Origin of the sequence: Streptococcus sp. 'caviae' (assembly GCF_001937065.1) — a bacterium.
In the GTDB taxonomy this organism is placed as follows: Bacteria; Bacillota; Bacilli; order Lactobacillales; family Streptococcaceae; genus Streptococcus.
This window is the reverse complement of the sequence record NZ_MOWR01000008.1, coordinates 51,720-76,784: the sequence shown is the minus strand read 5'-3', so window position 1 is coordinate 76,784 and position 25,065 is coordinate 51,720. Positions and strand designations below refer to the sequence as shown.

Here is a 25,065-nt window from a genome sequence, read left to right as displayed (position 1 = left end):
ATTTTTTAGCTTAGCAGAGAATCGGTTCTTATTTCAGCAGACCCGCTTTTTTCAGATAATTGTGGGCTACTGTTTCAGCCGATCTTCCCTTTACCTTAACCTGATAATTCATGTCGCTCATTTGACTTTCTGTTATCTTTCCAGCCAGACGGTTCAAAATCCTCTTTAACTCCGGATGTTTCTGCAATAATTTCTTTTTAAGCAAAGGTGCTCCCTGATAGGGCGGGAAAAGAGCCTTATCATCTTTGAGGGTAACCAGGTCATATTCTCTTATTTCTGAATCTGTGGAGTAAGCATCCGTAATATCAATATCTCCGCTCTCAATAGCTTGATAACGCAAAGCAGGTTCCATGGTGCTTACCTGTAAATTCAGACCGTAAAGACTTTTCAAACCTTTATTCCCGTCTTCTCGGTCGTTAAATTCCAGAGTAAAGCCTGCCTTTGCTGTGTTTTCAACCCTTTTCAAATCAGAAATAGTTTTTAAGCCATTTTCCTTGGCAAATGATTTCTTAACGGCTACAGCGTAAGTATTTTGATACTTCATCGGTTTCAGATAGACGAGATTGTCCTGCTTCAAAATACCGTCATGCGCTTCCTTGTAAACCTTTTGAGGGTTATTGGATGGTTTGGGCGGATTTTTCAGAAGACTGGCTGTAACTGTCCCGGTAAACTCTGGATAAATATCAATATCTCCTTTTTTAAGGGCTTCGTAAAGAAAGCTCGTCTTTCCAAAGTTAGGTTTGACAGTTACCGACAGACTGCTGTCTTGCTCAATTAATTTCTTGTACATATTAATCAGGATTTCAGGTTCAGGTCCCATTTTCCCGGCGATGACAATCTCCTCTTGACTCTGGCTGGCTTTAATGATATTGGGAAGGTAAGAAATAAGCAAACCTGCCAGCATGGCCACAAAAGCAAGCATAATTTTTCTCAGCGAAGCTTTTTCCAAAAATTTAATAGCAAGATTAAAGACAATAGCCAAAAGCGCTGATGAAATGGCACCAATTAAAATCAAGGAGCTGTTATTGCGGTCAATCCCAAGAAGAATAAAAGAACCAAGGCCGCCGGCACCTATCAGTGCCGCCAAAGTTGCCGTCCCGATAATCATTACAGCTGCTGTTCTGACACCGGAAATCATAACCGGCATCGCTAAGGGCAGCTCAAATTTTTTCAGCCGTTCCCACTTGGTCATGCCAAAGGCCTGACCGGCTTCAACCAGACTGGGATCGATAGTTGTTAAACCTGTGATCGTATTCTGCAAAATCGGGAAAAGCGCGTAAATAACCAGAGCAGCAACAGCCGGCACTGTTCCAATCCCCATAAAAGGAATGAACAGTCCTAAAAGAGCTAGAGAAGGAATGGTTTGAAAGATTCCTGAAATCTGCAGGATAATCTCCGACAGGCGCTTACGGTGGCTAATGATAATGGCCAAAGGAATCGCAAGAATAATGGCAAGTAAGAGTGACAGCAGAGAAATTTGCAAATGTTCCAGCAAGGACTGCGTCCAATCTCCAAAGCGTTCTTGGAAGGTCGTGATTAAATCTGTCATTGTCTGTCACCTCCAAATAAGTCTGCCACAAATGCATTGGCAGGGGACTCCTCAACTTCCTTGGGACTGGCCAGCTGCACAATTTTTCCCTTTTGAAAAACAGCCACCCGATCCGCCAATTTCTTAGCTTCATCAATATCGTGGGTCACAAAAACGACCGTTATCCCCAGTTCTTTTTGAAGAGAAAGCGTCAGGTCCTGCAGCTGTTTTCGAGAAATAGGATCCAAAGCTGAAAAGGGCTCGTCCATCAAAAGAATGGACGGGTTAGCGATGATAGCCCGTAAAATCCCGACCCGCTGCTGCTCGCCGCCTGACAAGTCTCTAGGATAGCGCTCCAGATACTTATCCGCATCAAGCCCAACTTTGTTGAGCAAATCCCTGGTTTTTTCCAAACGCTCCGCCTTTGACCATCCCTTCATTTCAGGAATCAATTCAATATTTTCCCTGACAGTCAAATTTGGAAACAGTGCAATCTGCTGCAAAACATAGCCTGTTGACAAGCGCAGCTCCCGCAAAGAAAGATCGGTAATGGCTTGCTGATCCAAAAAGATTTTCCCTTGGCTGGGCTCAATTAAACGGTTAATCATCTTTAGCGTTGTTGTTTTACCGCTGCCGCTGGGGCCGATAAGAACAAAGAATTCCCCTTTAGCAACTTCAAAATTGAGATTATCCAGCACCTTTTCCTGTCCATAAGACTTGCTGACATTTTCAAAACGAATCATAGTTTCTCCTTCCATCTGGGACTGGCAGCTTCCAAATTTTGCCTAACCTTGGTCAGCATTTTTTCAAACTGCTGAATTTCTTTTGGCGAAAAATCTTTGTAAAAAATTTCTCCTAAAGCCTGACTGACTTTCTCGCCGACAGCCTCCTGTGATTTCCCCAGCTCTGTTAAATAATAACAGCGTTTGCGTTTGTCTTTAGGATGGGGCCGCGAAACAATTAAACCTTGAGTTTCCAGACGCTGCAGCATTTTAGTCAGCGTATTATTAGCCAGTCCGGTCTTTATGGCTATATCCGTTGCTGTTAAGGGCTCTTTAAACCAAAGACAGCTCAGAATTTTGCCCTGCTCTCCTGAATAGACAGCTCCTTCTTCCTCAGCCAGCAGCTTGTTGAACAGGCGCCCATTCAGGAGATTGATGTGACTGATTAAATAACCGCCTCTTGCTAATTCAGTCATGTGACCTCCTTTTACAATTATTTCTAAATAGAACTATTTAAATTATACAACCTCGGTTTCAAAAAATCAATTATTTCTATATAGAAAAAAAGACAGGACCGAATTTATAAAGATTTTTCCGCTAAATTCCTTGTCCCGTCTTCACTGTAATTTTCTATAACGATATAAACTATTTTAGATAGTTTAAACTACTGGCATTACTCTTTGATTACTGCTTCCTTTCAATTGTCTTAAGAAACTCTGTGTTTGTTAAGGGGCAAGCAGACCTAATTTTTCAAAAGCTTTGTAAAGTCCGTCCTCTTCCACATCGTCTGTCACCATATCAGCCATAGCTAAGATTTCAGGCCCGCCATTGCCCATAGAGACCCCTATCTCACAGTAGTCCAGCATCGGAATATCAACTTTGGCATCGCCAAAGGCAATGGTATCTTTTTTATCAGCTTTTAAATGCTGTAAGAGCACATCAATAGCATGAGCCTTGGTGATATTTTTGACACCCAGATCACCGAAGAGCGCAGTTTCTCCGCGTCCGCCCCAGGTTCCTACCTTTAAATCCGGAAAGGCCTTTTGCGCATCCAGGTAATCTTGATAAGAATCAAGGACGAAGCTGATTTTATTGAGATCGTCACGGTGAAGATTGCCGCCGAAAATAAGACCGTGTATGGCATCTTCGACTTCCTGATTTTCAACTTCAGCCGATGTTTTCCCCTTGCGCACGGCATAAATTTTTAGGGTTTCCCGCGCACGCTCCTTAAAGTTTCTGCTAGCAAAAAGTCCATTGTTGCTTTCTAAATAGAATTCCAGACCGCGTTGGTGCAGCCAATCAACGGCCGCTTTGGCTTGTGCTGGAGAAATCAGCTGATGCATAAGAACCTGATTGTCATATTCTACATAAGAACCGTTGCCGCCAATCATACCATCGAGGCCGATATCCCAAAGTTCCGGCTGCATTTCTGCCCGGCTGCGTCCCGTTGAGACAAATACCAGATGTCCGTTTTGGCGCGCCTTGCGGATGGCTCTTATTGCTGACTGCGGGATACGGTTGTTGTAATCCACCAGAGTTCCGTCCACATCTAAAAAAATAATCTTCCTGTTCATGTATCTACTCCCAATATTTTTCTAGTTTTATTATAAATGATGCTGTTTGTAAAAAGATAGTGTCATTCTCTTAATATCTGGTACTATCCTACTATCTTAAAAGAATAGCAAAACACCAAGGTTTTTAATTTCCTTGGTGTTGGTTTTGAGCTTGCTTTTTATAAACATGATCTTTGATGATTTGATAGAGACTGGCTAAAATCGGAACGGCTACCAGCATACCGATAATCCCTGCCAAGGCGCCGCCGACAGTAATAGCTAGAAGCACCCACATTGATGGCAGGCCGATTGATCCGCCAACCACTCTGGGGTAAATAACATTGCCTTCAAACTGCTGCAACAGAACGATAAAGACTAGGAAAATAACGGCCTGTGAAAATGACTGGGTCATAATGAGAATGACACCGACAGTCACCCCGATATAGGCCCCTACAACCGGTATTAAGGCTGTAAAAGCAATTAAAATACCGATAGTTGCTGCATAGGGCAAACCGAGCAGCAGCATTCCCAGTGCGGTCAGACTGCCCAAAATCATAGCCTCTAAAGTTTGTCCAACGAAAAAGCCATGGAAGCGCTCATGTAAAATAGCGCGAAGATAATGCACCTTCTCAGCATTCCTGCCAAGATAGGTATCCACCAGAAGATTAAACTGATGGCCCAGCTTTTCCTTACTAGCCAAAACATACATGGAGAAAATGATGCTGACAAAGATGGAAATTAAAGCCGAGGCAACAGAAGTCACCGAAGCCAAGACATTGGTCAGCACTCCTAAAAACTGACTTAAAATCTGGCGGCTGTAGTTTGAAATTAAACTGCTGAGCTGGGTATCTGACCCAAAAGCAGTCAAGAGTTTTGAAACCCATTTATTGTGCTGAACATCTTTGATCAGCTCCTGAACATCTTTAGGATCAATAGCCAAGAGCGCCTGAATGCTGGCAATCAAATCCGGCAGCACGATGGTGAAAATCAAGGTTACAACAAGCACGAAGGTGGCATAAGCCAAGATCATGCTTAAAGGCCGCTTGGCCTTTTGCAGGCGAGGAGGCTTTATGAGCTTGTCATATAGTTTTTCATAAGCACTCATGACAATATTCACAATATAGCCGATAGCTGCTCCTGTTAAAAAGGGCGAAAGAGCACCCAAAAGGGTATTTAATAATTTAGCTCCTGCTGACCAGTTTGCTACAAGGGCATAGCAAATCAGAAAAACGAAAACAGGATAAGCAATATAAGATTTTTTTATTTTCATAACTGTTATTATACACTAAAATTTCTTTAAGGGAATTCTTATTGCCTAAAAATAAGCGATTTATCAGTGGCTAAACTTTTACGGTGTGATTTTATAATTTTGCAAACAGCTTTTCTGAGTAGGGATGGCAAAAGGCAATAACGCGTCCTGTCATCAGCATAGCCACTACTGTTCCAAAGCCAATACCTAAAAAGCTTCGCCTGAAAAACCAGCCTAAAAATAAGGCAATGAGAATACAAATGGCATCCAAAAGATTTTTGCCAAAACCAAAATTTCTGCGGCAGACAAACCCCAGAGTGTTTGCCAAACCGTCTGCAGGATTAGGAATAATCTGCATAGCAATAGTTAAAGAAGCGCCGATCCCAGTTAAAATAATAGCTATAAAGAGCAAGAGCCATTTGGACAGGAGACTTTCCGGAACGGGGAAAATAGTGTCATAAAGTTGGATAAAAAAACTGCTTAAAAAACTGGCGATAACCTGTAATAGCTGCACAGCTTCAAAATTCTTTCTCAAAAGGCAGAATTGCAAGAAAATCAAAAAACAGTAATAAACAAAGGTGGCTATTCCAATTGAGAGTTTAAAGATTTGTGCCCCATTATAGGCCACTGAAATAACGGGTGATACTCCCAAGTGCGTTTTAGTATTCAGACAGACTCCCGCTGCCAAAATGATATTTCCCAGCAAATAAACCAGCACCTGCTTTAGTCCTATTTTCTTTGAGCCCAACGTTTCACCAAACTTTCTAAAATCTTACAGCAAATAAACTAATCACTCAGTCTTTCTATTTCATCAGCTCTTCATGCCTACACAGAACCTTCAAACCTTAAAAAGGGGTTGGGCAAAAAGTCCAACCCCACTCCCTATGTTATTAATCAATGTCTGTTCCGTTTGAAGCAATAACTTGCTTGTACCAGTCAAATGATTTCTTCTTAGAACGTTTGAGAGTACCCTTGCCAGCATTATCGCGGTCAACATAAATGAAACCGTAGCGTTTCTTCATTTCACCTGTACCTGCTGACACAAGGTCAATACAGCCCCAAGTTGTGTAGCCCCAAAGCTCAACACCGTCTTCATTGATAGCGGCATTCATGGCTTTAATGTGCTCACGCAGGTAATCAATCCGGTAATCGTCCTCAACATAGCCCTTTTCATCCGGAACATCTACTGCACCAAGACCATTTTCAACAATGAACATGGGTTTTTGATAACGGTCCCAGATGGTATTAAGGGTAATCCGAAGACCGAGCGGATCAATTTGCCAGCCCCATTCAGATGATGCCAGATAAGGATTTTTAATAGAAGCAAAGATATTGCCCTGTGTCTTATCATTGGCTTTTGGATCGGCAGAAGCCACCCGGCTGGAATAATAAGAGAAGGAAACAAAATCAACCGTATTTTCACGAAGCAGCTGCAAGTCTTCATCTGTCATGACAATGTTAAGCCCATCGCGTTCAAATTGCTTCTTGGCATAGTTGGGGTATTCGCCACGTGCTTGTACATCAATAAAGAAATAGTTAGACCGGTCTTCCTGCATAGCCTTCCAATAGTCATTAGGATTGCAGGTGTTTGGATAATACTGACCGGCAGCCAGCATACAGCCAACCTTGTTATTAGGGTCGATTTCATGAGCCAGTTTAGTGGCAATGGCTGATGCCACTAATTCATGGTGAGCAGACTGATACTTCACTTCTTCTTCATTTTCGCCTTCTTCAAAATAGAGGCCCGCTCCCATAAACGGCGCGTGAAGAATCATATTGATTTCATTGAAGGTTAGCCAATATTTTACCAGACCTTTGTAACGAGTGAAAAGGGTGCGGCAGAGACGTTCGTAAAACTCTAACATCTTACGATTGCGCCAGCCGCCGTACTCTTTAATCAAATGCATAGGACAGTCAAAATGAGTAATGGTTACCAGCGGTTCAATACCGTACTTATGGCATTCCTTAAATAAATCTTCATAGAACTGCAAGCCGGCTTCATTGGGCTCCAATTCATCTCCTTGCGGAAAAATGCGCGTCCAAGCAATAGAGAGGCGGTAGGTTTTAAAGCCCATTTCTCCAAAAAGCGCAATATCTTCCTTGAAATGGTGGTACATGTCAATGGATTCTTTGGCCGGATAGAAATACCCTTCTTCAAAGTCGAACATCTTCTTTTTACCGGCGATGATTGGAAAACGATCTTCGCCAATCGGCACCACGTCAACATTGGCTAAACCGCGGCCGTCAGCATCGTACGCCCCTTCGCATTGGTTGGCAGCTGTTGCGCCGCCCCATAAAAATCCGTCTGGAAATGGTTTTAAAGTTGTCATTTACGTCCCCTTTTATTAGTTATTTTGAATTTCTTATTCATCCATCAACGCGCTTCTTCCTTGCTATATACTCTTTTACCTTCAACTGGATCGGTAACAGACAGCAGGTCAAAGCGGCTCTTTTCATAGGTAAATTTTAAAATAGCACAGTTGGTCATGCGAATGCGCGGATAATCGGCGATAACTTGGCGGTAAAATTGAGCTATAGCTGCTCCATGGCTGACTATAAGAAGGGTTGAGGATTCTTTTTCAGCTTCCAACAGCTGCCGAATCGTTTTCTCCATGCGGTAACGAACATCTAAATACGATTCACCGCCGTAAGTTACAAAATAATCACCATAGCCGATATCACCCTGCAAGGGAGGATTAAGATACTCCTGCTGACCCTCGAAAGCTCCAAAATCTTGTTCTTTCAAGCCTTTCAGCCGTACATAATCAGTCCGCCCGCTGGCCAATTCAGCCGTATCACAGGCTCGTTCCTGCGTGGAGGTATAGATACTATCAAAGACAATACCCTTTTGATCAAAATAATGCCTAGCAGCTTTGGCCTGTTCAATTCCCAGCTCGGTCAGCGGCGAATCACTGGCGCCCTGAATACGCTGCTGCACATTGAAGCGTGTCTGCCCATGCCGCATTAAATAAAATGTTCGCACTGAAATAGAATCTCCTTTATAAGTCAATTTTTTGATCAGTCAGCGGATTGATGAGGCTGACTAAGTTCAGCTCGCTGCCGGAATAATCAAATTGACAGATGGCACAATTCCCGAAACGAAAGCCCTGCGGCAGCTCCTGTTCAAGCTTTAAAATAAGGCCGTAAAGAGCCGCTCCGTGGCTAACCATCAGATTTGTCTGTGCCCGCTCCTTGGCAAGTATTTCTACAATAGTGTCATGAACACGCTTGCCGACTTGATAAATATCCTCGCCACCATAGGGAACCAGTAAATCCTCAAAAGAGCTGCCGCCCGGTCTGAATTTAGGCAGCAGTAATTCAGGCTGGGCCTCAAAGATACCGAAATTCATTTCTTTTAGCCCCTTTAGCTGCCGATAGGGAAGGTCAGTAATGAGTTTCAAGGTATCTGTTGCTCGTTCCTGTGTTGACGAATAGGCCCTGTCAAATAAAATTCCCTGCCTTTGAAAATAGTCTCTTGCTTGCTTCGCCTGTTCAATCCCCGTTTCAGTCAGGGGAGAATCACACCACCCCTGAACGCGTTTTTGTTGGTTAAATAAGGTTTCTCCGTGGCGCATGAGATAAAGCGTCTGAGCCATTCTTACACTCCTTTTAATCTTCTTTGTTCAATAAATTAGCACCGTTGCTTGCAATCAATTCCTTATAATAAAAGAAAGAATCCTTGCGTGAACGGTTAAACGTTCCCCGTCCTTTATCATCTGCATCCACATAAACAAAGCCATAGCGTTTGGACATTTCTGAGGTTGATGCGGAGACAAGGTCGGTACAGCCCCACCACGTATAGCCCATCAGATCGACACCATCTTCAATGGCTTCGTACATCTGTTCCACATGGGATTTGAGGTAATCAATGCGGTATTGGTCGTGCACAGAACCATCTTCTTCAACCTTATCAAGAGCTCCCAGACCGTTTTCAACAACCATGAGAGGAATCTGATAGCGGTCATAAAGCTTGTTAAGAGTGATCCGAAGTCCTACGGGATCAATCTGCCAGCCCCAATCCGAAGCCTGAAGATAAGGATTTGGTTCGCTGAGAATAAGATTTCCTGCCGTTTCTTCATCAGCCTTCTTCTTACGAGCAAGGGAGCTCATATAGTAAGAAAAAGACATAAAGTCAACGGGATAGTTCTCCAGAATTTCCAAATCACCATCGGCGATAGCCAGCTCAATCCCATTTTCTTTGAAAAACCGTTTGGCATAAGACGGGTATTTGCCGCGCACCTGAACATCGGAAAAGAAAAGATTTTCATGATCCTTTCGGACTTCTTCCATGACATCATCCGGATTGCAGGTCGCCGGATAAGCCTGCATGCGCGCCAGCATACAGCCGATTTTAAAATCAGGATTAATTTCATGACCGACCTTGGTAGCTAAGGCTGACGCTACAAATTGATGATGGGCTGCCTGATACATTTCCTGCAGATTTAATTGGCCGTCTTCAAAAAGGAGACCTCCTGACAGATAGCCTGTCATACCAATAATATTGATTTCATTAAAGGTCAGCCAGTATTTAACCTTATCCTTGTAGCGTTTGAAGACCGTTTCTGCATAATGCACAAAGAAATCAATAACCTGGCGGTTTTTCCAACCGCCGTATGCTGTCACCAGATGAATCGGAAACTCATAGTGCGACAGCGTCACCAAGGGTTCGATGCCGTATTTATTGAGCTCGTCAAAAACCTTATCGTAAAATGCAAGCCCTGCTTCGTTGGGCTCTTTTTCATCACCCTTTGGAAAAATCCGCGGCCAGGCAATAGACAGGCGGAAAGTCTTAAAACCCATTTCAGCATAAAGTGCAATATCTTCCTTATAGCGATGATAAAAGTCAGACCCCCAGCGCTTGGGATAAAGACCTTCCTTATCCTTAAGAGCAAAATCTAAACGTTCCCGGTTCATGGGTGTGCTAAATTCGCTTCCCATCGTCTTGCGTTCTTCCGGAGCTACAGCGCGAGAGGTATCAGATGTTGCCGGCCCGCGGCCGGCAACATTCCAAGCCCCTTCAAACTGATTGGCAGCTGTCGCACCGCCCCACAAAAAACCTTCCGGAAATTGTTTGGTCATAGCAAGTACCTCCTGTTATGATAATCATTGTTATTATAACAGCTAGGAAACCGCTTTTCCTCTATAATCCTCAGATATACTGATACTATCCTACGATTGGAGATTTACACAGTGATTTCGATCTGACAGTTTTCAATTCCCAAAATAGAGGATTCATAATAACCGTCACCCGTTGTCCGCGGTCCGCTCAAAACAGGATAACCATCGCTTTGCAGGCGCCTCGTCAGTTCATCGACTTTTTCTTTGCTGCCTGTACTGACTGCAAAATGAATCAGTCCCAGACGTTCCTGCGGCAGGTTTGTCTTAGCCATACCTTCCTTGGTCATAATTTCTAAGCGTGCCCCGTCATCAAAAGATAAAAAGTAGGATTTAAAACCTTTCTTTGGATTATGGTAAAGTTCATTTGATCGAGCCCCAAAATATTTCTCAAAAAAACTTCTTGCAGCTTCTAAATCATCGACATAGATTGCCACATGTTCTATCCTCATACTAACTCTCCCAAGTCTTTATTTAATGCTAACGGCGGCTTTTAACTATCCAAATCACTTCCAAAATCAAAACAAGCATTGCAAGAACCAGCAAGAAAACTGACAGAGACTGCATTGCTGCATTGAGGCTAAATAAGCCGGCAGAGAGCATTAAGGCCAGAAAAATCAGACTGAATACTAGGCGATTGGCAATACTGTTGACTGTTTTGACGCGGTTAGCGTAGTCATAAAAGTCGTGATTGATTAAAATACGGCCGTTGAGCACCTGTTCCAGCAGCTGATTTATCCGCCTGGGAACATTTTTGCCATTTTTCAAAAGATAAAACAGTTCAATCAGCAAGGCCTCTTTGTTCAGAGCCTGTTTCAGCAGATCGGGCCCCATATTTTCAAGGAAATAATTCTTGGCTAAGGTCATCAAATCAATATTAGGCGCCAAATCCCGGAAAATCCCTTCAATCTGCAGCGCAGCCTTTTCCAAAATAACGATTTGCGATGGCGATTTCAGGTGATTTTTAAGGAAAATATCAACTAGATCCTGCAAGAGATCCGTAATGGATAAATCGCCCAAATCAAGACTGGAATATTTGGCCAGCATGCGTTCAACATCCTGACTCAGCTCCATCTTATTGATAGAGGTATCAAAACTGGTAATATCAAGGACAGCCTTAGTCATGCCATCCACGTCTTGGGCTGTAAAGCCATAGAGGATATCATTTAGAGAAGACCGCATAGCATCTTCTAAGCGTCCGGTAATCCCAAAGTCAATAAAGTAAATCTGTCCTTCATGAATCAACAGGTTTCCCGGATGGGGATCTCCATGAAAACACCCGTCCTTGAAGACTTGTTTGATAAAAGAGAGCATCAGTTTTCGGCCGATATCCTCTAAATCATAGCCGGCCTTGAGCAAGTCTTCATAATGATTGATAGGAATTCCGGAGATATATTCTTCGACAATCATATGCCGGGTTGTGTAATCCGAAAAGACTGCCGGTACAGCAACACACTTAACCCCCTGGTTGAGTTCAGCAAAATCCAGCATGGCCTGTGCTTCATTGCGAAAATCAATTTCCAGAATCAGACTGTCCTTTAACTGGTATAGGACCTCTGTCACATTAACCATAGGAATAAAGGCAGACGGAATTCGGCGGGATAAGCGAATCAAGAGACTGATATCTTCTTCTATAATGTCTGCCAAATGAGGCCTTTGGATTTTAATCACAACTTCCTGACCGGAATAAAGCTTGGCCAGATGCGTCTGAGCAACGGAACCGCTGGCCAAAGGCTCATCCGAAATCCATTGAAAAACCTTATCAATCGGTTCTTCAAGCTCTGCTTGAATAGCAGACATGACAATGTCTTTGGACAGGGGCGGCACATCGCTTTGCAGCTTACTCAGTTCTTTAATGTAAGCTTCCGGCAGCAAATCACTTCGGGTCGATAAAATCTGACCAATTTTGACAAAACTCGAACCCAGTTTTTCAAAGGCTTGGCGCAGTTTTTGCGGTGCTGTTCGGTCATCGAGCGGTTTTCTTTTATCCTTTAGTGCTGTCAGGCCGACAGAGCTAAAGACGGCAACTATTTCTCTTAAACGCTTAGTTGACATAAAACTTCCCTTGTCTGAAACTATTCGTCAGATGATTGCTGCAAAAGAGCATCCAGTTTTGCTTCCAAACGGGAAACGTCTTCCTTGGTTGCGTACTGCACATTTTGCGTCTTAGCATTGACCTTATCCAAAACTTCCTGTGCTTCTGCCTGGCTCTTGCGCTTTAATTCAGACTGTAATTCCTTGCCTTCATCAACCGTAATGCGGCCTTTTTCAACCAATTCCTTAACGAAGCTGTTTGCCTTTTCATAGGTCATCGAAGTAAAACCGATACCAGCCAATAAAATTTTTTTCAATTCATCCATCATAAGTCCTCCTTGAATGATAGAGCTGCAGCAAGAGGCAGCTTATTTTGTTATACTTTTATCTTACTACTTTTTGTGAAAAATATGGGGATTTTTCCGAATTTTTCGAGGGATTTTAAACATTTAATTGTTAAAGGCAAGCAAGAAAAAACTGCAGAAGGTTTACATTTCTGCAGTTTTAATGCTATCTTTTGAACAGTTTGTTTTTACAGCTCCCCCTTTAAAACAGCTGCTATTTTAGCATAGCCTTCCTGACTTAAATGCAGTCCGTCAATGGTATTAGGCTCTGCTAAATTTCCGCTATCATCCAAGAGCAAAGGATATAAATCAATATATTCAGCACCTGCCAGAACCTGCAAAGCCTGATTTAACTGCTGCACAGCAGCGTTGTTTCTGATCTTCACCTTTGCAGCATACTGATCTCCCTCATTGACTGGCAAAACAGACAAGAGGTAAATCTTAGTAAAAATATTCTGGCTGCGAATCTGTGCTATCATATCGGCAATTCTGCCGGCAATAGCTGACAAGGCATAGCCCCTGCCGATATCATTGATACCAATCATTAAAAAGACTTTGGCCGGATTTAAGTCCAGCACCTGCTCTTGCAGATGCTCCAAAAGCCAGACAGAATCGGTGCCGGCAATTCCTCTGTTGATCAGCGGCTTCTCACGGCCCAGATATTTTTTCAAAGGGAAAAATTCGGTGATTGAATCACCAGCAAAAACAATCCCCTCTGCTGATTCCTGCGGATTAGCTTGTTGGAAAGAACGCAGCCGCTCCATCTGATAGCTATCTAATTTAGCGCTGCCCTTTTCCTTGGAACGCTGAGCGGGAGTTTCCTGCCCGTCTAACATGTTATACCTCCTTAGTCTCCTTGTACGCGACAGCTAGTGAAATTAGCTCTAAAACCTGTCACTGTGCTTTGTCTTATACATTTTCCAAATAATTTTCAATCGTCTCCAGTACACCAGAGGCATCATTTGACCCTGCCTGATAGCGGGCGGCTGCTCTAGCTTCCTTTGCAGCGTCAGCCATGGCATAGGAATACTTGGCAAGCTTCAGCATTTCGACATCATTGCCGCTGTCTCCAAATACCATCAGATTATCTCTCGTATAATTCCAGCGCTTTAGCAGTTGCTCAAGGGCCCAGCCTTTATGCAGACCCTTTGTGATGACATCAATGCAGCCAAAACCGCTGCTGGTGCTTACTAAACGATCGCTGGTTTTAAAGGTATCAATAGCCCGCATCACCTGCGTCACAGCTTCTTCTTCAACTTTCAGGGTTAATTTGAAGAAACGCTCCTGAGGAAGCGGAAGCAAGGCCTCAACAAGTTCTAAGTTAGGCAGAAAAGGCAGCAGCCATTCGATGATATCATGGGGAACATCTCTGCGCAGATAAGCTTTCTCCTCCCCCGCCAAAGAAATGACAGCTTCAGGGTACTTTTTCTCAACAAAATCTATCAAAAGGGCGATGTCTTCTCTTTTTTGAAAAACTTCAATCAGAGGTTCGTCCTTATAAACAATATTAGCACCATTTTCACCAACAAAGGTCAGCTGCTCATGGCAATCGGGAAACTGATCTCTCAGCTGCCGATACTGATTGCCGCTCGCCACAACAAAGCGAATGTCCCTTTCCTGCAGCTGCTTTAACAGCCTTTGAAAACGCTCACGGTCGTATTTCCCCTGTGAATTCAAAAAAGTACCATCCATATCAGTTGCGATTACTTTTACTGTCATTTCGACTCCTTAATAATGCATTTCATGAAACAGCAGCTACCTGTGCTGCTATTTTAAATCAAACAGTATTTTCAGCTCTGTCACATTGGCAGGCAGAACATCCTCCTTCTCCAGAAAATCTGCCAAGTCTTCCGGAGCTACCCAAATATGACCGTCTGTCTCCCCTTTTTGATAACGAACCTGGTCTTTATCAGCTCCGGTCCTAGCCAAATAATGATCAAAATGGGAGTGGTACTGAGGATCGCTGTACTGGAAAAGAAGCTGGAGGCGCCCAGCCTCCAAGCCTGTCTCCTCTTTTAATTCCCGCCGGACAGCTGTTTCTGAATCTTCCCCCTGTAAAACTGAACCGCCGGCTGTCGCCTCATAATAGCCCGGGAAAATTTCCTTTTCGGAAGAACGATGCATAAAAAGCACCGCATTGTCCTCATGTAAAAGCAAAACCTCAACGACCAAGTGAAAGTCATCTGCTGTTGAAAACGTCTCACGCACAATCGTTTTTCCCGGAATCAGCTGCCGATTTTCATCATAGGCATCCCAAAGTTCTGTCATAAGCGTATCTTCCCTCACTCACAGTTTCCTTTATTATATCCCTAAAGATGGTGAAAATTCAAGTTTTTTGTCAGCTATCTGCTGCTCATCTCTACTCGTGATGCAAAACAAAGCACCCCAATTATTAGACTCTTCGTCTAACTTCTAGGGTGCAGATTGTATGTTCATTCCGGTTTTTCTTTTTTAAGCAGCAGGCTCAATCAGCCGATAAGACCTGTAATATAGGCAAGAAAGAAGAGGGCAAAGCCAGACAGGTAAATAATCCCGGCAACAGACAGTCCGGACAGCCACGGTGACAATTTATGTTCCTTGCTGTTAACCAAGGAGAAGTTCAAATAAGCATAAATTGGTGTTGTCAGGAAAGAAGCAATCATGGCAAAACGCATTAAGGTAGCAACATTACCGGCAAACAGGATAACAATAATAATTCCGACAACAGAAGTCAGTGTTATCCAAATGTTTAACTGTTTTTGACTGGACTCTTTTTTATTGAGAAGAAGACGAAGACTTTCATTGTTGGCGCGGGAATAGCCATCAATAACGGTAATGGTCGTACCAAAAATACACAAAAAGGCAATAAAGGCAATCAAGAGCCGAGACCAATTTCCGATAGCATAGGCATACATGCTGATAAATTGCGCAATGTAAGCTGCGCTGGCACCTTTGACAGGTTCGCCAGAACCAAACTGAATCAAAGCTCCCAAAGCCAAGAAGATGAAGGCAAGGATGGCTGTGCCGATGTAACCGACGTTAAAGTCAAGCAAACCGTCTTTGTAGGTGACCTTAGTCGTCCGGCGTTTTTCAACAGACCACATGGAATTAATCGCTGATATTTCAATAGGTGCAGGCATCCAGCCCATCAAGGAAACGATGAACGGCAGGGCGCTTAACCGCCATGGCGACGGTGCCTGAAAATCAGGCGCCAGCTCTCTGTGTTTGAAAACAGCAATAATGACGGCCAAAGTCGTTGCCAAAGTCAAAGAGATCATGACAAACTTAGACAGGCTGTCAAGAAACTTATAACCGCCAATCAAAAGCATAGCCCAAGTGACAACAATCAAAATTGTTGTCAGCTGTGAAATACTCAGACCAAATCCATGCGGAAAAATATTATATAAGATAGCAGCCGCTAAAATACCTACCGCAGCAGTATTAACAACAGCTGAAAAAATATTCATAATAAAGAATACCCAGAGGTAGAAAGACCCTTTTTCCTTATAGCCTTCAATCAGACTTTTATTATTTTGCAGGGTGTACTGTGAACCGAATCTAAAAAACGGGTATTTAAATAAATTAACCAAAAGAATAATAATTGCCAGCTGCCAGCCGTAAATAGCTCCTGCCTGTGTTGAAGAGACAATATGTGACCCTCCGACTGCTGCTGCGGCCATCAGTACTCCCGGACCAAATGCTCGGAATTTTTCTCGCCAGGTTGTTGACTGTTCCTCAGTGTTTTCTACCATAAATGTTCTCCTTATTTATTTATAATTGTCAGATTTTTCAGAATCTGATATACAATTATTATAACACCGATTCTAAAGCTGTCAAGAGGATTTTCAGAAAAGTTCAACGCTGCCATCTAAATGAATCATGGCCACCCGTCTAACGGATGACCATGATTCAATATTAATTGGCAATTAGAGTGATATTTGATTATAAGACTGACGAAAGGCTTTTTTGACTTTCTTAGGTGCTTTTTTAAAATCAACTTCTCCTTCGTAACTGCCATGAACAATCGTTCTGGCTGTTGCTCCGGCATCTGTACAGGTCACCAGAGTAATTTCTGTCTGACCAGGGGTATCATTTATAACCTCGACATGCTCGGGTGTAACTGTTTTTACTTCACTGATGACGTAAGTGTAAATTTTAGTTTTGTCAGTAAGGTAAATCTTCATTCCATTTTGGGCACGTTCCAACGGTGAAAAGAGCATCTGAGAAGATCCTGTCATCCCAAAAACATGGTGGCTGGCCAGAGCATAATTATTTTGCCCCATAGCCTGATTCTCTTTCATCGTACCGGCACCATAGGTCAGTCCGACATTATCTAGCCCTTTAAAAATCGGCAGATTGATTTTCAAATCCGGAATCGCAATACCGCCGATGACCGGCAGTTTCTGCGCCGCCATCTGCGCTGCTAAAACTGACTCGGTGCTGATTGATTCAACTTTGTTAAAATCAAAGGAAGAGTCGGCATTTTTATTTTTTTTGATATCTTCCTTACTGACCTTGCTGACCTGATATTTATTGGTATTCCATGCAATCAGGCTGTTTCTGATTGGGGTATTAAAAATTAATGCCAAACCAATCAAAAGCAGGAGAAGGAAGAAAAAAGTGCGAAGGAAATGCCGCTTTTTTCTGGGTTTTCTCTTGTTATTCATTGACTTTCTACTCATTTTCATCACCATCAGAAGCCGTTTCTTCTGCTGCTTCTGGTTTTACAAGTGCAAAGGTAACAATTTTTGCCTGCTTATCCAGGCGCATGACCTTAACTCCCATGGCCGAGCGGCCTGTTTGAGAAATATTGGCGACACTTGTACGGATAATCACACCGGTATCCGTAATAACCATGATATCCTCATCGCCGTTAACCGTCACTAAGCCCGCAAGAGGACCGTTTTTAGAAGTGATATTGGCCGTTTTGATCCCCTTGCCGCCGCGGCCCTTGGTCGGATACTGATCTGCAGGGGTTTGCTTACCATATCCTTTCTCAGTAATGGTTAAGACATCCTGATTGTCAGTGATGTGGGCAGCGCCGATAACCATATCCTGCTCACGCAGATTAACTCCTTTAACACCAGTAGCTGAACGTCCCATATTGCGAACAGCTGTCTCATTGAAACGAACGGAATAGCCTTGGCGTGTTCCGATAATAATATCGTTTGATCCATCTGTCAACAAGACATTGATGAGCTCATCGCCATCACGCAGATTAAGAGCCTTGAGTCCGTTTTGGCGGATATTGCCAAAGGCAGAAACGCTGGTGCGCTTGACAAGTCCCTGTCTGGTTGTGAAAAAGAGGTACTTATCATGGAAATCATCGGCTTTGACATTGATAATCGTCTGAATCGTCTCTCCCTCATCCAGCTTCAATAGATTCACAACCGGCAGCCCTTTAGCGGTACGTCCGTATTCAGGAATTTCATAGCCTTTCAGGCGGTAAACCCTGCCTTGATTAGTAAAGAAGAGCATAGAATCGTGGGTGCTGGTCGAAACCAGGTCAAGGACAAAATCATCATCATTGACGCCTGTTCCCTGAACACCGCGGCCGCCGCGTTTTTGGGCACGGAACTCGTCTTGTCCCAGACGCTTGATGTAACCCTTGTTAGATAAGGTAATCAAGACATCTTCTTCTTCGATCAAATCTTCGTCTTCCAGTGACAGGACTTCACCAACCATGAGTTCTGTCCGGCGGTCATCAGCAAACTTCCGTTTGATCTCTTCCAGCTCTTCCTTGATAATGGCGATGACACGTTCTGGTTTTGCCAAAATATCTGCCAAATCAGCAATCAGAGCCAGTAGTTCATTGTATTCAGACTGAATTTTGTCTCTTTCCAAGCCAGTCAGGCGGCGCAGACGCATATCAAGAATAGCCTGACTTTGCCGTTCTGATAAATCAAAGCGGCTCATCAATTCTGCCTGCGCAATGGTATCAGTCTCGCTGCTGCGGATGATTTGGATAACTTCATCCAGATGGTCAAGCGCAATGAGCAGACCTTCTAAAATATGCGCGCGGCTCTCAGCCTTAGCCTTATCAAATTCTGTCCGTCTGACAATGACTTCTTTTTGGTGGGCAATATAATTATCTAAAATTTGTCTCAAAGACAGGATTTTTGGCACACCATTTTCAATGGCCAGCATGTTAAAACTAAAGTTTGTCTGCAAGCTTGTCAGCTTAAACAGATTGTTCAAAATAACGCTGGCGCTGGCATCCCGACGGACTTCAATAATGAAACGGACACCTTCGCGGCTCGATTCGTCACGAACAGCGGTAATGCCTTCGACACGCTTTTCCTGCGCCAGACGGACGATATGTTCATGAACCTTAGTCTTATTGACCATATAAGGGAATTCCGTCACAACAATACGTTCCCGGCCAGATTTGGTCTCTTCAATTTCAGTGCGGGCCCTAAGGACAATCGTACCCTTACCGGTATCATAAGCACGATGAATGCCTGACTTGCCCATGACAAGCGCTCCTGTCGGAAAATCCGGACCGGGCAAAACTTCCATCAGTTCGCGTGTCGTAACATCAGGCTTGTCCATGACCAATTTCACAGCATCAATGGTCTCTCCCAAATTGTGAGGTGGAATGTTGGTAGCCATACCAACCGCAATACCGGTCGCCCCATTTACCAAGAGATTTGGGAAACGCGACGGCAGAACCAAGGGTTCGCGCTCACTGCCATCATAGTTATCTGCAAAATCGACAGTATTTTTATTGATGTCACGCAGCATTTCAAGCGCAATTTTGCTCATCCGCGCTTCTGTATAACGCTGAGCTGCAGCACCATCTCCGTCCATAGAGCCAAAGTTTCCGTGACCGTCAACCAGCATGTGGCGGTAAGACCACCACTGAGCCATCCGAACCATGGCTTCATAAATCGATGAGTCCCCATGCGGGTGGTACTTACCCATGACATCACCAGTAATACGCGCTGATTTTTTATGCGGCTTGTCCGGCGTAACACCTAGTTCGTTCATTCCGTATAAAATGCGGCGGTGAACTGGTTTCAAACCGTCGCGGACATCAGGCAGAGCACGAGAAACAATAACACTCATAGCATAGTCAATAAAACTCGTTTTCATTTCACTTGTTAAATTAACATCTACTAAATTTCTATCTTGCATTAAAAAATGCTCCATTTCTAGTCTAAAACTCCTTTATATTATACCACAAAAAATGCTCTTTTTCAGCTATTCTACTATAGTTTTCCGTTAACAAAGGAAAATACTAGTGACTTTTTTAACAAAAAGTGTTAGAATAAATTCGTATAAAATATATACTTAATAAATTATAAGGAGATGTTTAGAACATGACTGCAACTAAACAACATAAAAAAGTCATCCTTGTCGGTGACGGTGCTGTAGGTTCATCTTACGCCTTCGCCCTTGTTAACCAAGGAATCGCTCAAGAACTCGGAATTATTGAAATTCCTCAGCTGTTTGAAAAAGCTGTCGGAGACGCTCTTGACCTTAGCCACGCACTTGCCTTCACTTCACCAAAGAAAATTTACGCGGCTAAATACGAAGACTGTGCGGATGCTGACCTTGTTGTCATTACTGCAGGTGCACCTCAAAAACCGGGTGAAACTCGTCTTGACCTCGTCGGTAAAAACCTTGCGATCAACAAATCGATCGTTACACAAGTGGTTGAATCAGGCTTTAAAGGAATCTTCTTGGTTGCTGCCAACCCAGTTGACATCTTGACGTATTCAACATGGAAATTCTCAGGTTTCCCTAAAGAACGCGTTATCGGTTCTGGTACATCTCTTGATACTGCTCGTTTCCGTCAGGCTCTTGCCGAAAAAATCGGGGTTGATGCTCGTTCAGTCCACGCCTACATTATGGGTGAACACGGCGACTCAGAATTTGCCGTTTGGTCTCATGCCAATGTAGCCGGTGTTAAATTGGAACAATGGCTGCAAGACAACCGTGATGTTGATGCTGAAGGTCTCGTAAAACTGTTTGTATCCGTTCGTGATGCTGCTTATTCAATCATCAACAAGAAAGGTGCTACTTTCTATGGTATCGCTGTAGCCCTGGCTCGTATCACTAAAGCAATCTTGGATGACGAAAACGCTGTTCTTCCGCTTTCAGTCTTCCAATCAGGCCAATACGAAGGTGTTGAAGATGTCTTCATCGGACAGCCTGCCATCGTTGGTGCACACGGTATCGTTCGTCCGGTAAACATTCCGTTAAATGATGCTGAATTGCAAAAAATGCAGGCCTCTGCTAAACAGCTGAAAGCAATCATTGATGAAGCCTTCTCAAACGAAGAATTTGCAGCTGCAGCCCGCAACTAAACATTCTGTTATAACTATAAAAAGGAAGCTGAACATCAGCTTCCTTTTTTATGGGACAGGCAGACATAGCTGCTCCGCTATCACCCGAAAAAGGATTATATTATGCATAAAATCAGTCTTGCTGTTCTTTCACGCCTTGGCTAAAGAAAAAACTTAGTGTTTCCAATTCTGTCAGCAGCATTATTGCTGCTGCGCTGTCAGCTGCAACAGTGATAAGCTCTGAAAAAGAAAACACTAAGCCTGCAGCCCTTTTACTTTAAACAGTATAAAGGCTTTTTTCCAATATACTATTGACTGTAGTAAGTTTTGCTGACAACCGTCCAGCCATTGCCGGCGCCGTCTGATGATTTTTCTAATTCGCCTTCTGCATTGATGCGATAACGGGCAACAGCCGGACTGACATTAGGATCTGCTCCTGCTTCTTTCATGGCATCCGTATCATGGTTTTCTCTGACAATCGCATAAACTAAGCCATCAGTCTCTGCTTTCCAGCTTTCGATGGTATAATCATCTTTTGTGAAACGATTATCATTGAGGCTGTCCAGATAATGGGCAATAACCCAGTTTTCAACTTGCTGTGTTGTCAGGTTTTTGGTATCTACTTGAGGATCTTCTTTCTTATGAGACTCAGACCTTTGCTGTGAAGAGGCTCCCTTTGTCAGCCGATAATCAGAATTAGTTTTTAAGGGTTTAGAATAATCAAATTCTGCATTTCTGTGCGTCTGCCAGACGAGAGGTACAATATAATCCTCTCCAATATAAATGCCATAAGCATATTTGACACCTGCTCCTCCAAGCTGAGCGCCTGGGACTAAGGCCGTTGCTTCTGAACCTTGAACCAGATGATAGAGATAGGTGTTGTTTCCGACCTTCTCAAGACTGCTAATCTGACTAGTATAAGTGTTTGAATCTATTAGTGTTTTAACAGTTCCATCCTCTGTAAAGATCATTGTCACGTCACTTTGCATGTAGCTGATGTAACCCGACCAAGTGTCAAGTAAAGACCGAGGAAAAACAGCCGTATCTTTTTCATTAAGGTCTTCTCTGCTGGATTTAGTTGTACTTGTTTTTGAACTTTTGTTTTTCTTGGCTTCTGAACTGGCAGCGGAATGATGGCTTCCTTGCGAAGAGATAGCAGTAGACGTCGAGCTGTCCTTCAAAAACATCAAGAATAAAACCATGATGATAACACCTATAGCAGCAGCTGCTGCCAAGAGATAATTTAAAAAGCGTTTTTTCTGAATCAAAGTTTTATAAGAAGTTTCATATTCCTGCAGCAAAAGAAGAATTTCCTTCCTCAGCTTTAGATCATTTTCCTGTTCTAAAGCAGTCTTAAGCCGAGCAATTTTAGTTTTGAGAGCTTCTTCCTGCGTCTGCTTATTTCTTGCTTGCGATTTGCCGTCTTTTCGTTGCTGTCCAGCCATATCAAAAGCCTCCTTTTGCACCTTTTATTATATACTATTCGCTCTTAGGCGACAATGTCTGCAATAGAAAAGTTTCCGGCAGATAAAAGGGACGCCTGCTATCATTTTGCCTTTCTTTATCAAAGCCAGCAAAAAAGAGCTTGGAACAAAGTGTTCCAGCTCTAAAATGAGTATTGCGATGCCAGTGTGAGTAAGATTAACTGTGGTCACACCTCACTCCTTCACAGATAGAAAATCTGTTTGTACTGGCAAATAAGGCCAAACAGCTGACAGCAACTCTAATCAGCTGCGCGAAGGCGAAACCGCAAAATTGATTGTTAGCAAATAGGATGAACCTTACGCTCATTTAGCATTGAGTGCTGCCTTTGTGATGTAGTTATAAGGCTGATTGAAATGAGGAAGGAAGAAGAAATCTAAGAGAGCCAACCGATCAATAGTAACCTTCTCCTGAATGGCCAGTGAAAACATGTGGATTCCCATTGACATATCCTCCTTAGATGCCATTTGTGCACCGAGAATAAGGCGGCTGTCCTTGTCATAGACAATCTTAAGAGTAACCGGATAGTTATCGCGCTCAATAAAGCTTGCTTTTTGAGAATCTGTAAATTCCGTTACTTCTGGATTGTAGCCAAACCGTTTAGCCTTTTCAGCTGTCAAACCAGTTGATACCATGTTAAGTCCAAAAATCGAAATACCATTTGAACCTTGTACGCCAAGAGATTCCAACTCATGACCGGCTGCATTATGACCAGCTACAATACCTGAACGCAGAGCATTTGATGCCAAAGCGATATAGTTGGTATCATTAATAGCATTATCGTAAACAGTGGCACAGTCCCCAACAGCGTAAACATCCGGCAGGCTTGTTTCTTGCTTTTTATTAACAAGGAAAGCCCCATTGCGGAAAGTTTCCAGCTTGCCAGCTCCAAGTGCAGTGTTCGGACGGAAGCCTACAGCTAAGATAACCATATCGACATCGCGGCTCGCCTTATCTGTCACAATACGTTCAACCTTGCCATCGCCTTCAATCGCTTTTACCGTTTCTCCAAAAGCCAATTGGATGCCGTGGTCTTCTAAGTTCTGACGCATCATATCTGAAAGGTCACGGTCATAATAACCAGCCAGACAGGTATCAACAACGTCAATTAAAGTCACTTCTTTACCAAGACGCTTGAAAGCTTCAGCCAGTTCTACACCAATATAGCCGGCACCGACAACAGCAACACGGTTGAGATTTTTACTCTTGTCCTGCAGTTTATTAATGACGTCTTCAGCATTTTGATAGAGTTTAACAAATTGCAGATTTTCAAGCGTAGCTTCAAATTCGCGGCTGCCTTCTTTAATCGCTGCTCCTTCAATAGGCGGTAAAATGGGGGTTGAGCCTGTTGCTAAGATGAGTTTATCATAGTTTTCCACATGCTCCTGACCATTGACCAAGGCAGTAACAGTCTTAGCATCGTAATCTATAGCTGTTACCGGTGATTCCATGTAGACTTTTGCACCTTTTGATTCCAGCATTTCTTTATCGGCATAGAAAAGCCCCTGAGGCCCTGAAATTTGCTTACCAATCCAAAGAGCCATTCCGCATCCTAAGAAGGAAATATTAGAATTTTGGTCGAAAACAACAACTTCGTTTTCACTGCCGTAATTATCCAAAATGGTATTAACACTGGATGTACCTGCATGGTTTGCACCAACAACAACGATTTTACTCATAAGTAAATCCTCTTTTCACTATAATCTAATTTAATTACCCTACCAGTATAACATGATATTGAAACGCTTACAAAGAATATGCTCACTTCTTCACTAAAAAATCACCCATCTGCATGAGTGATTTAAGCTTGTTATTTTGACTTAATGTAATTGACACCATCCGCCTTAGGAGCAACTGCCTGTCCAAAGAAAAGAGCCAATACCAAAATAGTTAATACATAAGGTGCAATTTGCAGATAGACCGTTGGAATCTTTGATAGGAAAGGCAATTGATTGCCAATAACTGCCAAACTTTGAGAGAGGCCGAAAAACAGACTTGACAGCATAGCTCCTATCGGATTCCACTTGCCAAAAATCATGGCTGCCAGCGCAATGAAACCTGGTCCTAAAATAGTTGTTCCTGCAAAGTTAACCGAAATAGACTGAGCGTAAATGGCTCCCCCTATTCCTCCTAAGAATCCTGAAATCATAACGCCCCAATAGCGCATCAGGTAAACATTGATTCCCAAAGTATCAGCAGCCTGAGGATGTTCACCCACTGAACGCAGGCGCAGGCCAAATCTTGTCTTGGTCAGGATAAACCAGGCAAAAACTGAAAAGAGAATGGCAATGTAGGCAACTAAGCTGGTTCCTTCAAAGAAAATCGGTCCGATAAAAGGAATATCCGATAAAATTGGAAAATCAAACTTGCCAAAAGATTGATGGATATTATCAGTCTGTCCCTTGTTATACATGGATTTAACAAAGAAAACCGCTAAAGAAGGTGCTAAAAGATTGAGAACGGTACCAGAAACAATATGATCTGCCCGAAAATTGATGGTAGCCGCAGCGTGAATCAAAGAAAACAGCAGACCGACCGCTCCGCCGACCAATGCTGCAAGCCAGGGCGTTGCTTTGCCGAAAGACTCAGCAAACTCTAAATTAAAGACGATTCCGGCGAAGGCACCCATAACCATAATGCCTTCAAGTCCTACATTAACAACACCGGATCTTTCAGAAAAGACACCGCCTATACTGGTAAAAATGAGAGGCGTCGCATAAACCAGCATGGATGATACTAAAAGAGCTAAAATACTTTCTAAACTCATT

General features: G+C 43.1%; 23 protein-coding genes. 1 reads left to right on the top strand and 22 read right to left on the bottom strand.

The window, feature by feature from the left end; translation table 11 throughout:
• Window positions 1-28 precede the first annotated feature (28 nt).
• From BMI76_RS08420 to gyrA, 19 genes are all read right to left on the bottom strand, one after another.
• Complete coding sequence (locus BMI76_RS08420; RefSeq protein ID WP_075347133.1) at window positions 29-1,549, bottom strand: ABC transporter permease/substrate-binding protein; 1,521 nt, start codon at window positions 1,547-1,549, stop codon at window positions 29-31.
• Entirely contained in the window at window positions 1,546-2,271 is a 726-nt protein-coding gene (locus BMI76_RS08415) for an ABC transporter ATP-binding protein (RefSeq protein WP_075347132.1), read from the bottom strand. The genes BMI76_RS08420 and BMI76_RS08415 overlap by 4 nt, the downstream gene beginning before the upstream one ends.
• The gene (locus tag BMI76_RS08410) at window positions 2,268-2,726 is read right to left on the bottom strand and encodes a MarR family winged helix-turn-helix transcriptional regulator (RefSeq protein WP_075347131.1); all 459 of its coding nucleotides are present in this window, start codon (window positions 2,724-2,726) and stop codon (window positions 2,268-2,270) included. Before BMI76_RS08410 ends, BMI76_RS08415 begins: the two co-directional genes overlap by 4 nt.
• Before the next feature lie 249 nt (window positions 2,727-2,975).
• Complete coding sequence (locus BMI76_RS08405) at window positions 2,976-3,824, bottom strand: Cof-type HAD-IIB family hydrolase (protein WP_075347130.1); 849 nt, start codon at window positions 3,822-3,824, stop codon at window positions 2,976-2,978.
• A 124-nt stretch (window positions 3,825-3,948) separates the two neighbouring features.
• A complete protein-coding gene (locus tag BMI76_RS08400) occupies window positions 3,949-5,073 on the bottom strand; it encodes an AI-2E family transporter (RefSeq protein WP_075347129.1) in 1,125 nt (374 codons plus the stop codon).
• Between the two features lie 91 nt (window positions 5,074-5,164).
• On the bottom strand, window positions 5,165-5,800 hold the full coding sequence (locus tag BMI76_RS08395) for a YitT family protein (protein WP_142355073.1): 636 nt from the start codon (window positions 5,798-5,800) through the stop codon (window positions 5,165-5,167).
• A 142-nt stretch (window positions 5,801-5,942) separates the two neighbouring features.
• Entirely contained in the window at window positions 5,943-7,382 is a 1,440-nt protein-coding gene (locus tag BMI76_RS08390; protein ID WP_075347128.1) for a 6-phospho-beta-glucosidase, read from the bottom strand.
• A gap of 44 nt (window positions 7,383-7,426) precedes the next feature.
• A complete protein-coding gene (locus tag BMI76_RS08385; protein ID WP_180372837.1) occupies window positions 7,427-8,017 on the bottom strand; it encodes a histidine phosphatase family protein in 591 nt (196 codons plus the stop codon).
• 34 nt (window positions 8,018-8,051) lie between these two features.
• Entirely contained in the window at window positions 8,052-8,648 is a 597-nt protein-coding gene (locus BMI76_RS08380) for a histidine phosphatase family protein (RefSeq protein WP_075347126.1), read from the bottom strand.
• A gap of 13 nt (window positions 8,649-8,661) precedes the next feature.
• Window positions 8,662-10,131 carry a glycoside hydrolase family 1 protein gene (locus BMI76_RS08375; protein ID WP_075347125.1) on the bottom strand — a complete coding sequence of 490 codons (1,470 nt, stop codon included), beginning with the start codon at window positions 10,129-10,131 and terminating at the stop codon, window positions 8,662-8,664.
• Between the two features lie 104 nt (window positions 10,132-10,235).
• Window positions 10,236-10,619 (bottom strand): VOC family protein, encoded by a 384-nt coding sequence (locus BMI76_RS08370; RefSeq protein ID WP_075347124.1) that lies wholly within the window; start codon window positions 10,617-10,619, stop codon window positions 10,236-10,238.
• Window positions 10,620-10,647: 28 nt separating this feature from the next.
• Window positions 10,648-12,222: an AarF/ABC1/UbiB kinase family protein gene (locus BMI76_RS08365; protein WP_075347123.1), complete on the bottom strand. Its 1,575-nt coding sequence runs from the start codon at window positions 12,220-12,222 to the stop codon at window positions 10,648-10,650.
• 20 nt (window positions 12,223-12,242) lie between these two features.
• Window positions 12,243-12,527 carry a phasin family protein gene (locus tag BMI76_RS08360; RefSeq protein ID WP_075347122.1) on the bottom strand — a complete coding sequence of 95 codons (285 nt, stop codon included), beginning with the start codon at window positions 12,525-12,527 and terminating at the stop codon, window positions 12,243-12,245.
• A 206-nt stretch (window positions 12,528-12,733) separates the two neighbouring features.
• Window positions 12,734-13,381, bottom strand: a complete 648-nt coding sequence (locus BMI76_RS08355; RefSeq protein WP_075347121.1) for an SGNH/GDSL hydrolase family protein — start codon at window positions 13,379-13,381, stop codon at window positions 12,734-12,736.
• Between the two features lie 73 nt (window positions 13,382-13,454).
• Window positions 13,455-14,264, bottom strand: coding sequence for a Cof-type HAD-IIB family hydrolase (locus tag BMI76_RS08350; RefSeq protein ID WP_075347120.1), 810 nt, complete (start codon window positions 14,262-14,264; stop codon window positions 13,455-13,457).
• 48 nt (window positions 14,265-14,312) lie between these two features.
• On the bottom strand, window positions 14,313-14,813 hold the full coding sequence (locus tag BMI76_RS08345) for an NUDIX domain-containing protein (protein ID WP_075347163.1): 501 nt from the start codon (window positions 14,811-14,813) through the stop codon (window positions 14,313-14,315).
• Between the two features lie 200 nt (window positions 14,814-15,013).
• Entirely contained in the window at window positions 15,014-16,276 is a 1,263-nt protein-coding gene (locus BMI76_RS08340) for an NRAMP family divalent metal transporter (protein ID WP_075347119.1), read from the bottom strand.
• A gap of 174 nt (window positions 16,277-16,450) precedes the next feature.
• A complete protein-coding gene (locus tag BMI76_RS08335) occupies window positions 16,451-17,191 on the bottom strand; it encodes a class A sortase (protein ID WP_075347118.1) in 741 nt (246 codons plus the stop codon).
• Between the two features lie 7 nt (window positions 17,192-17,198).
• A complete protein-coding gene (gene gyrA, locus BMI76_RS08330; protein WP_219335331.1) occupies window positions 17,199-19,661 on the bottom strand; it encodes a DNA gyrase subunit A in 2,463 nt (820 codons plus the stop codon).
• Window positions 19,662-19,846: 185 nt separating this feature from the next.
• Between gyrA and BMI76_RS08325 the strand changes: the two genes are divergently transcribed.
• The gene (locus BMI76_RS08325) at window positions 19,847-20,836 is read left to right on the top strand and encodes an L-lactate dehydrogenase (RefSeq protein ID WP_003088401.1); all 990 of its coding nucleotides are present in this window, start codon (window positions 19,847-19,849) and stop codon (window positions 20,834-20,836) included.
• 287 nt (window positions 20,837-21,123) lie between these two features.
• Here the strand turns inward: BMI76_RS08325 and BMI76_RS08320 are convergent, their stop codons facing one another.
• The 3 genes from BMI76_RS08320 to BMI76_RS08310 form a co-directional block, all read right to left on the bottom strand.
• Window positions 21,124-22,260, bottom strand: coding sequence for a hypothetical protein (locus BMI76_RS08320; protein WP_075347116.1), 1,137 nt, complete (start codon window positions 22,258-22,260; stop codon window positions 21,124-21,126).
• A gap of 342 nt (window positions 22,261-22,602) precedes the next feature.
• Window positions 22,603-23,976 (bottom strand): H2O-forming NADH oxidase, encoded by a 1,374-nt coding sequence (nox, locus tag BMI76_RS08315; RefSeq protein WP_075347115.1) that lies wholly within the window; start codon window positions 23,974-23,976, stop codon window positions 22,603-22,605.
• A gap of 131 nt (window positions 23,977-24,107) precedes the next feature.
• Window positions 24,108-25,064 (bottom strand): ABC transporter permease, encoded by a 957-nt coding sequence (locus BMI76_RS08310; protein WP_075347114.1) that lies wholly within the window; start codon window positions 25,062-25,064, stop codon window positions 24,108-24,110.
• Window position 25,065 lies beyond the last annotated feature (1 nt).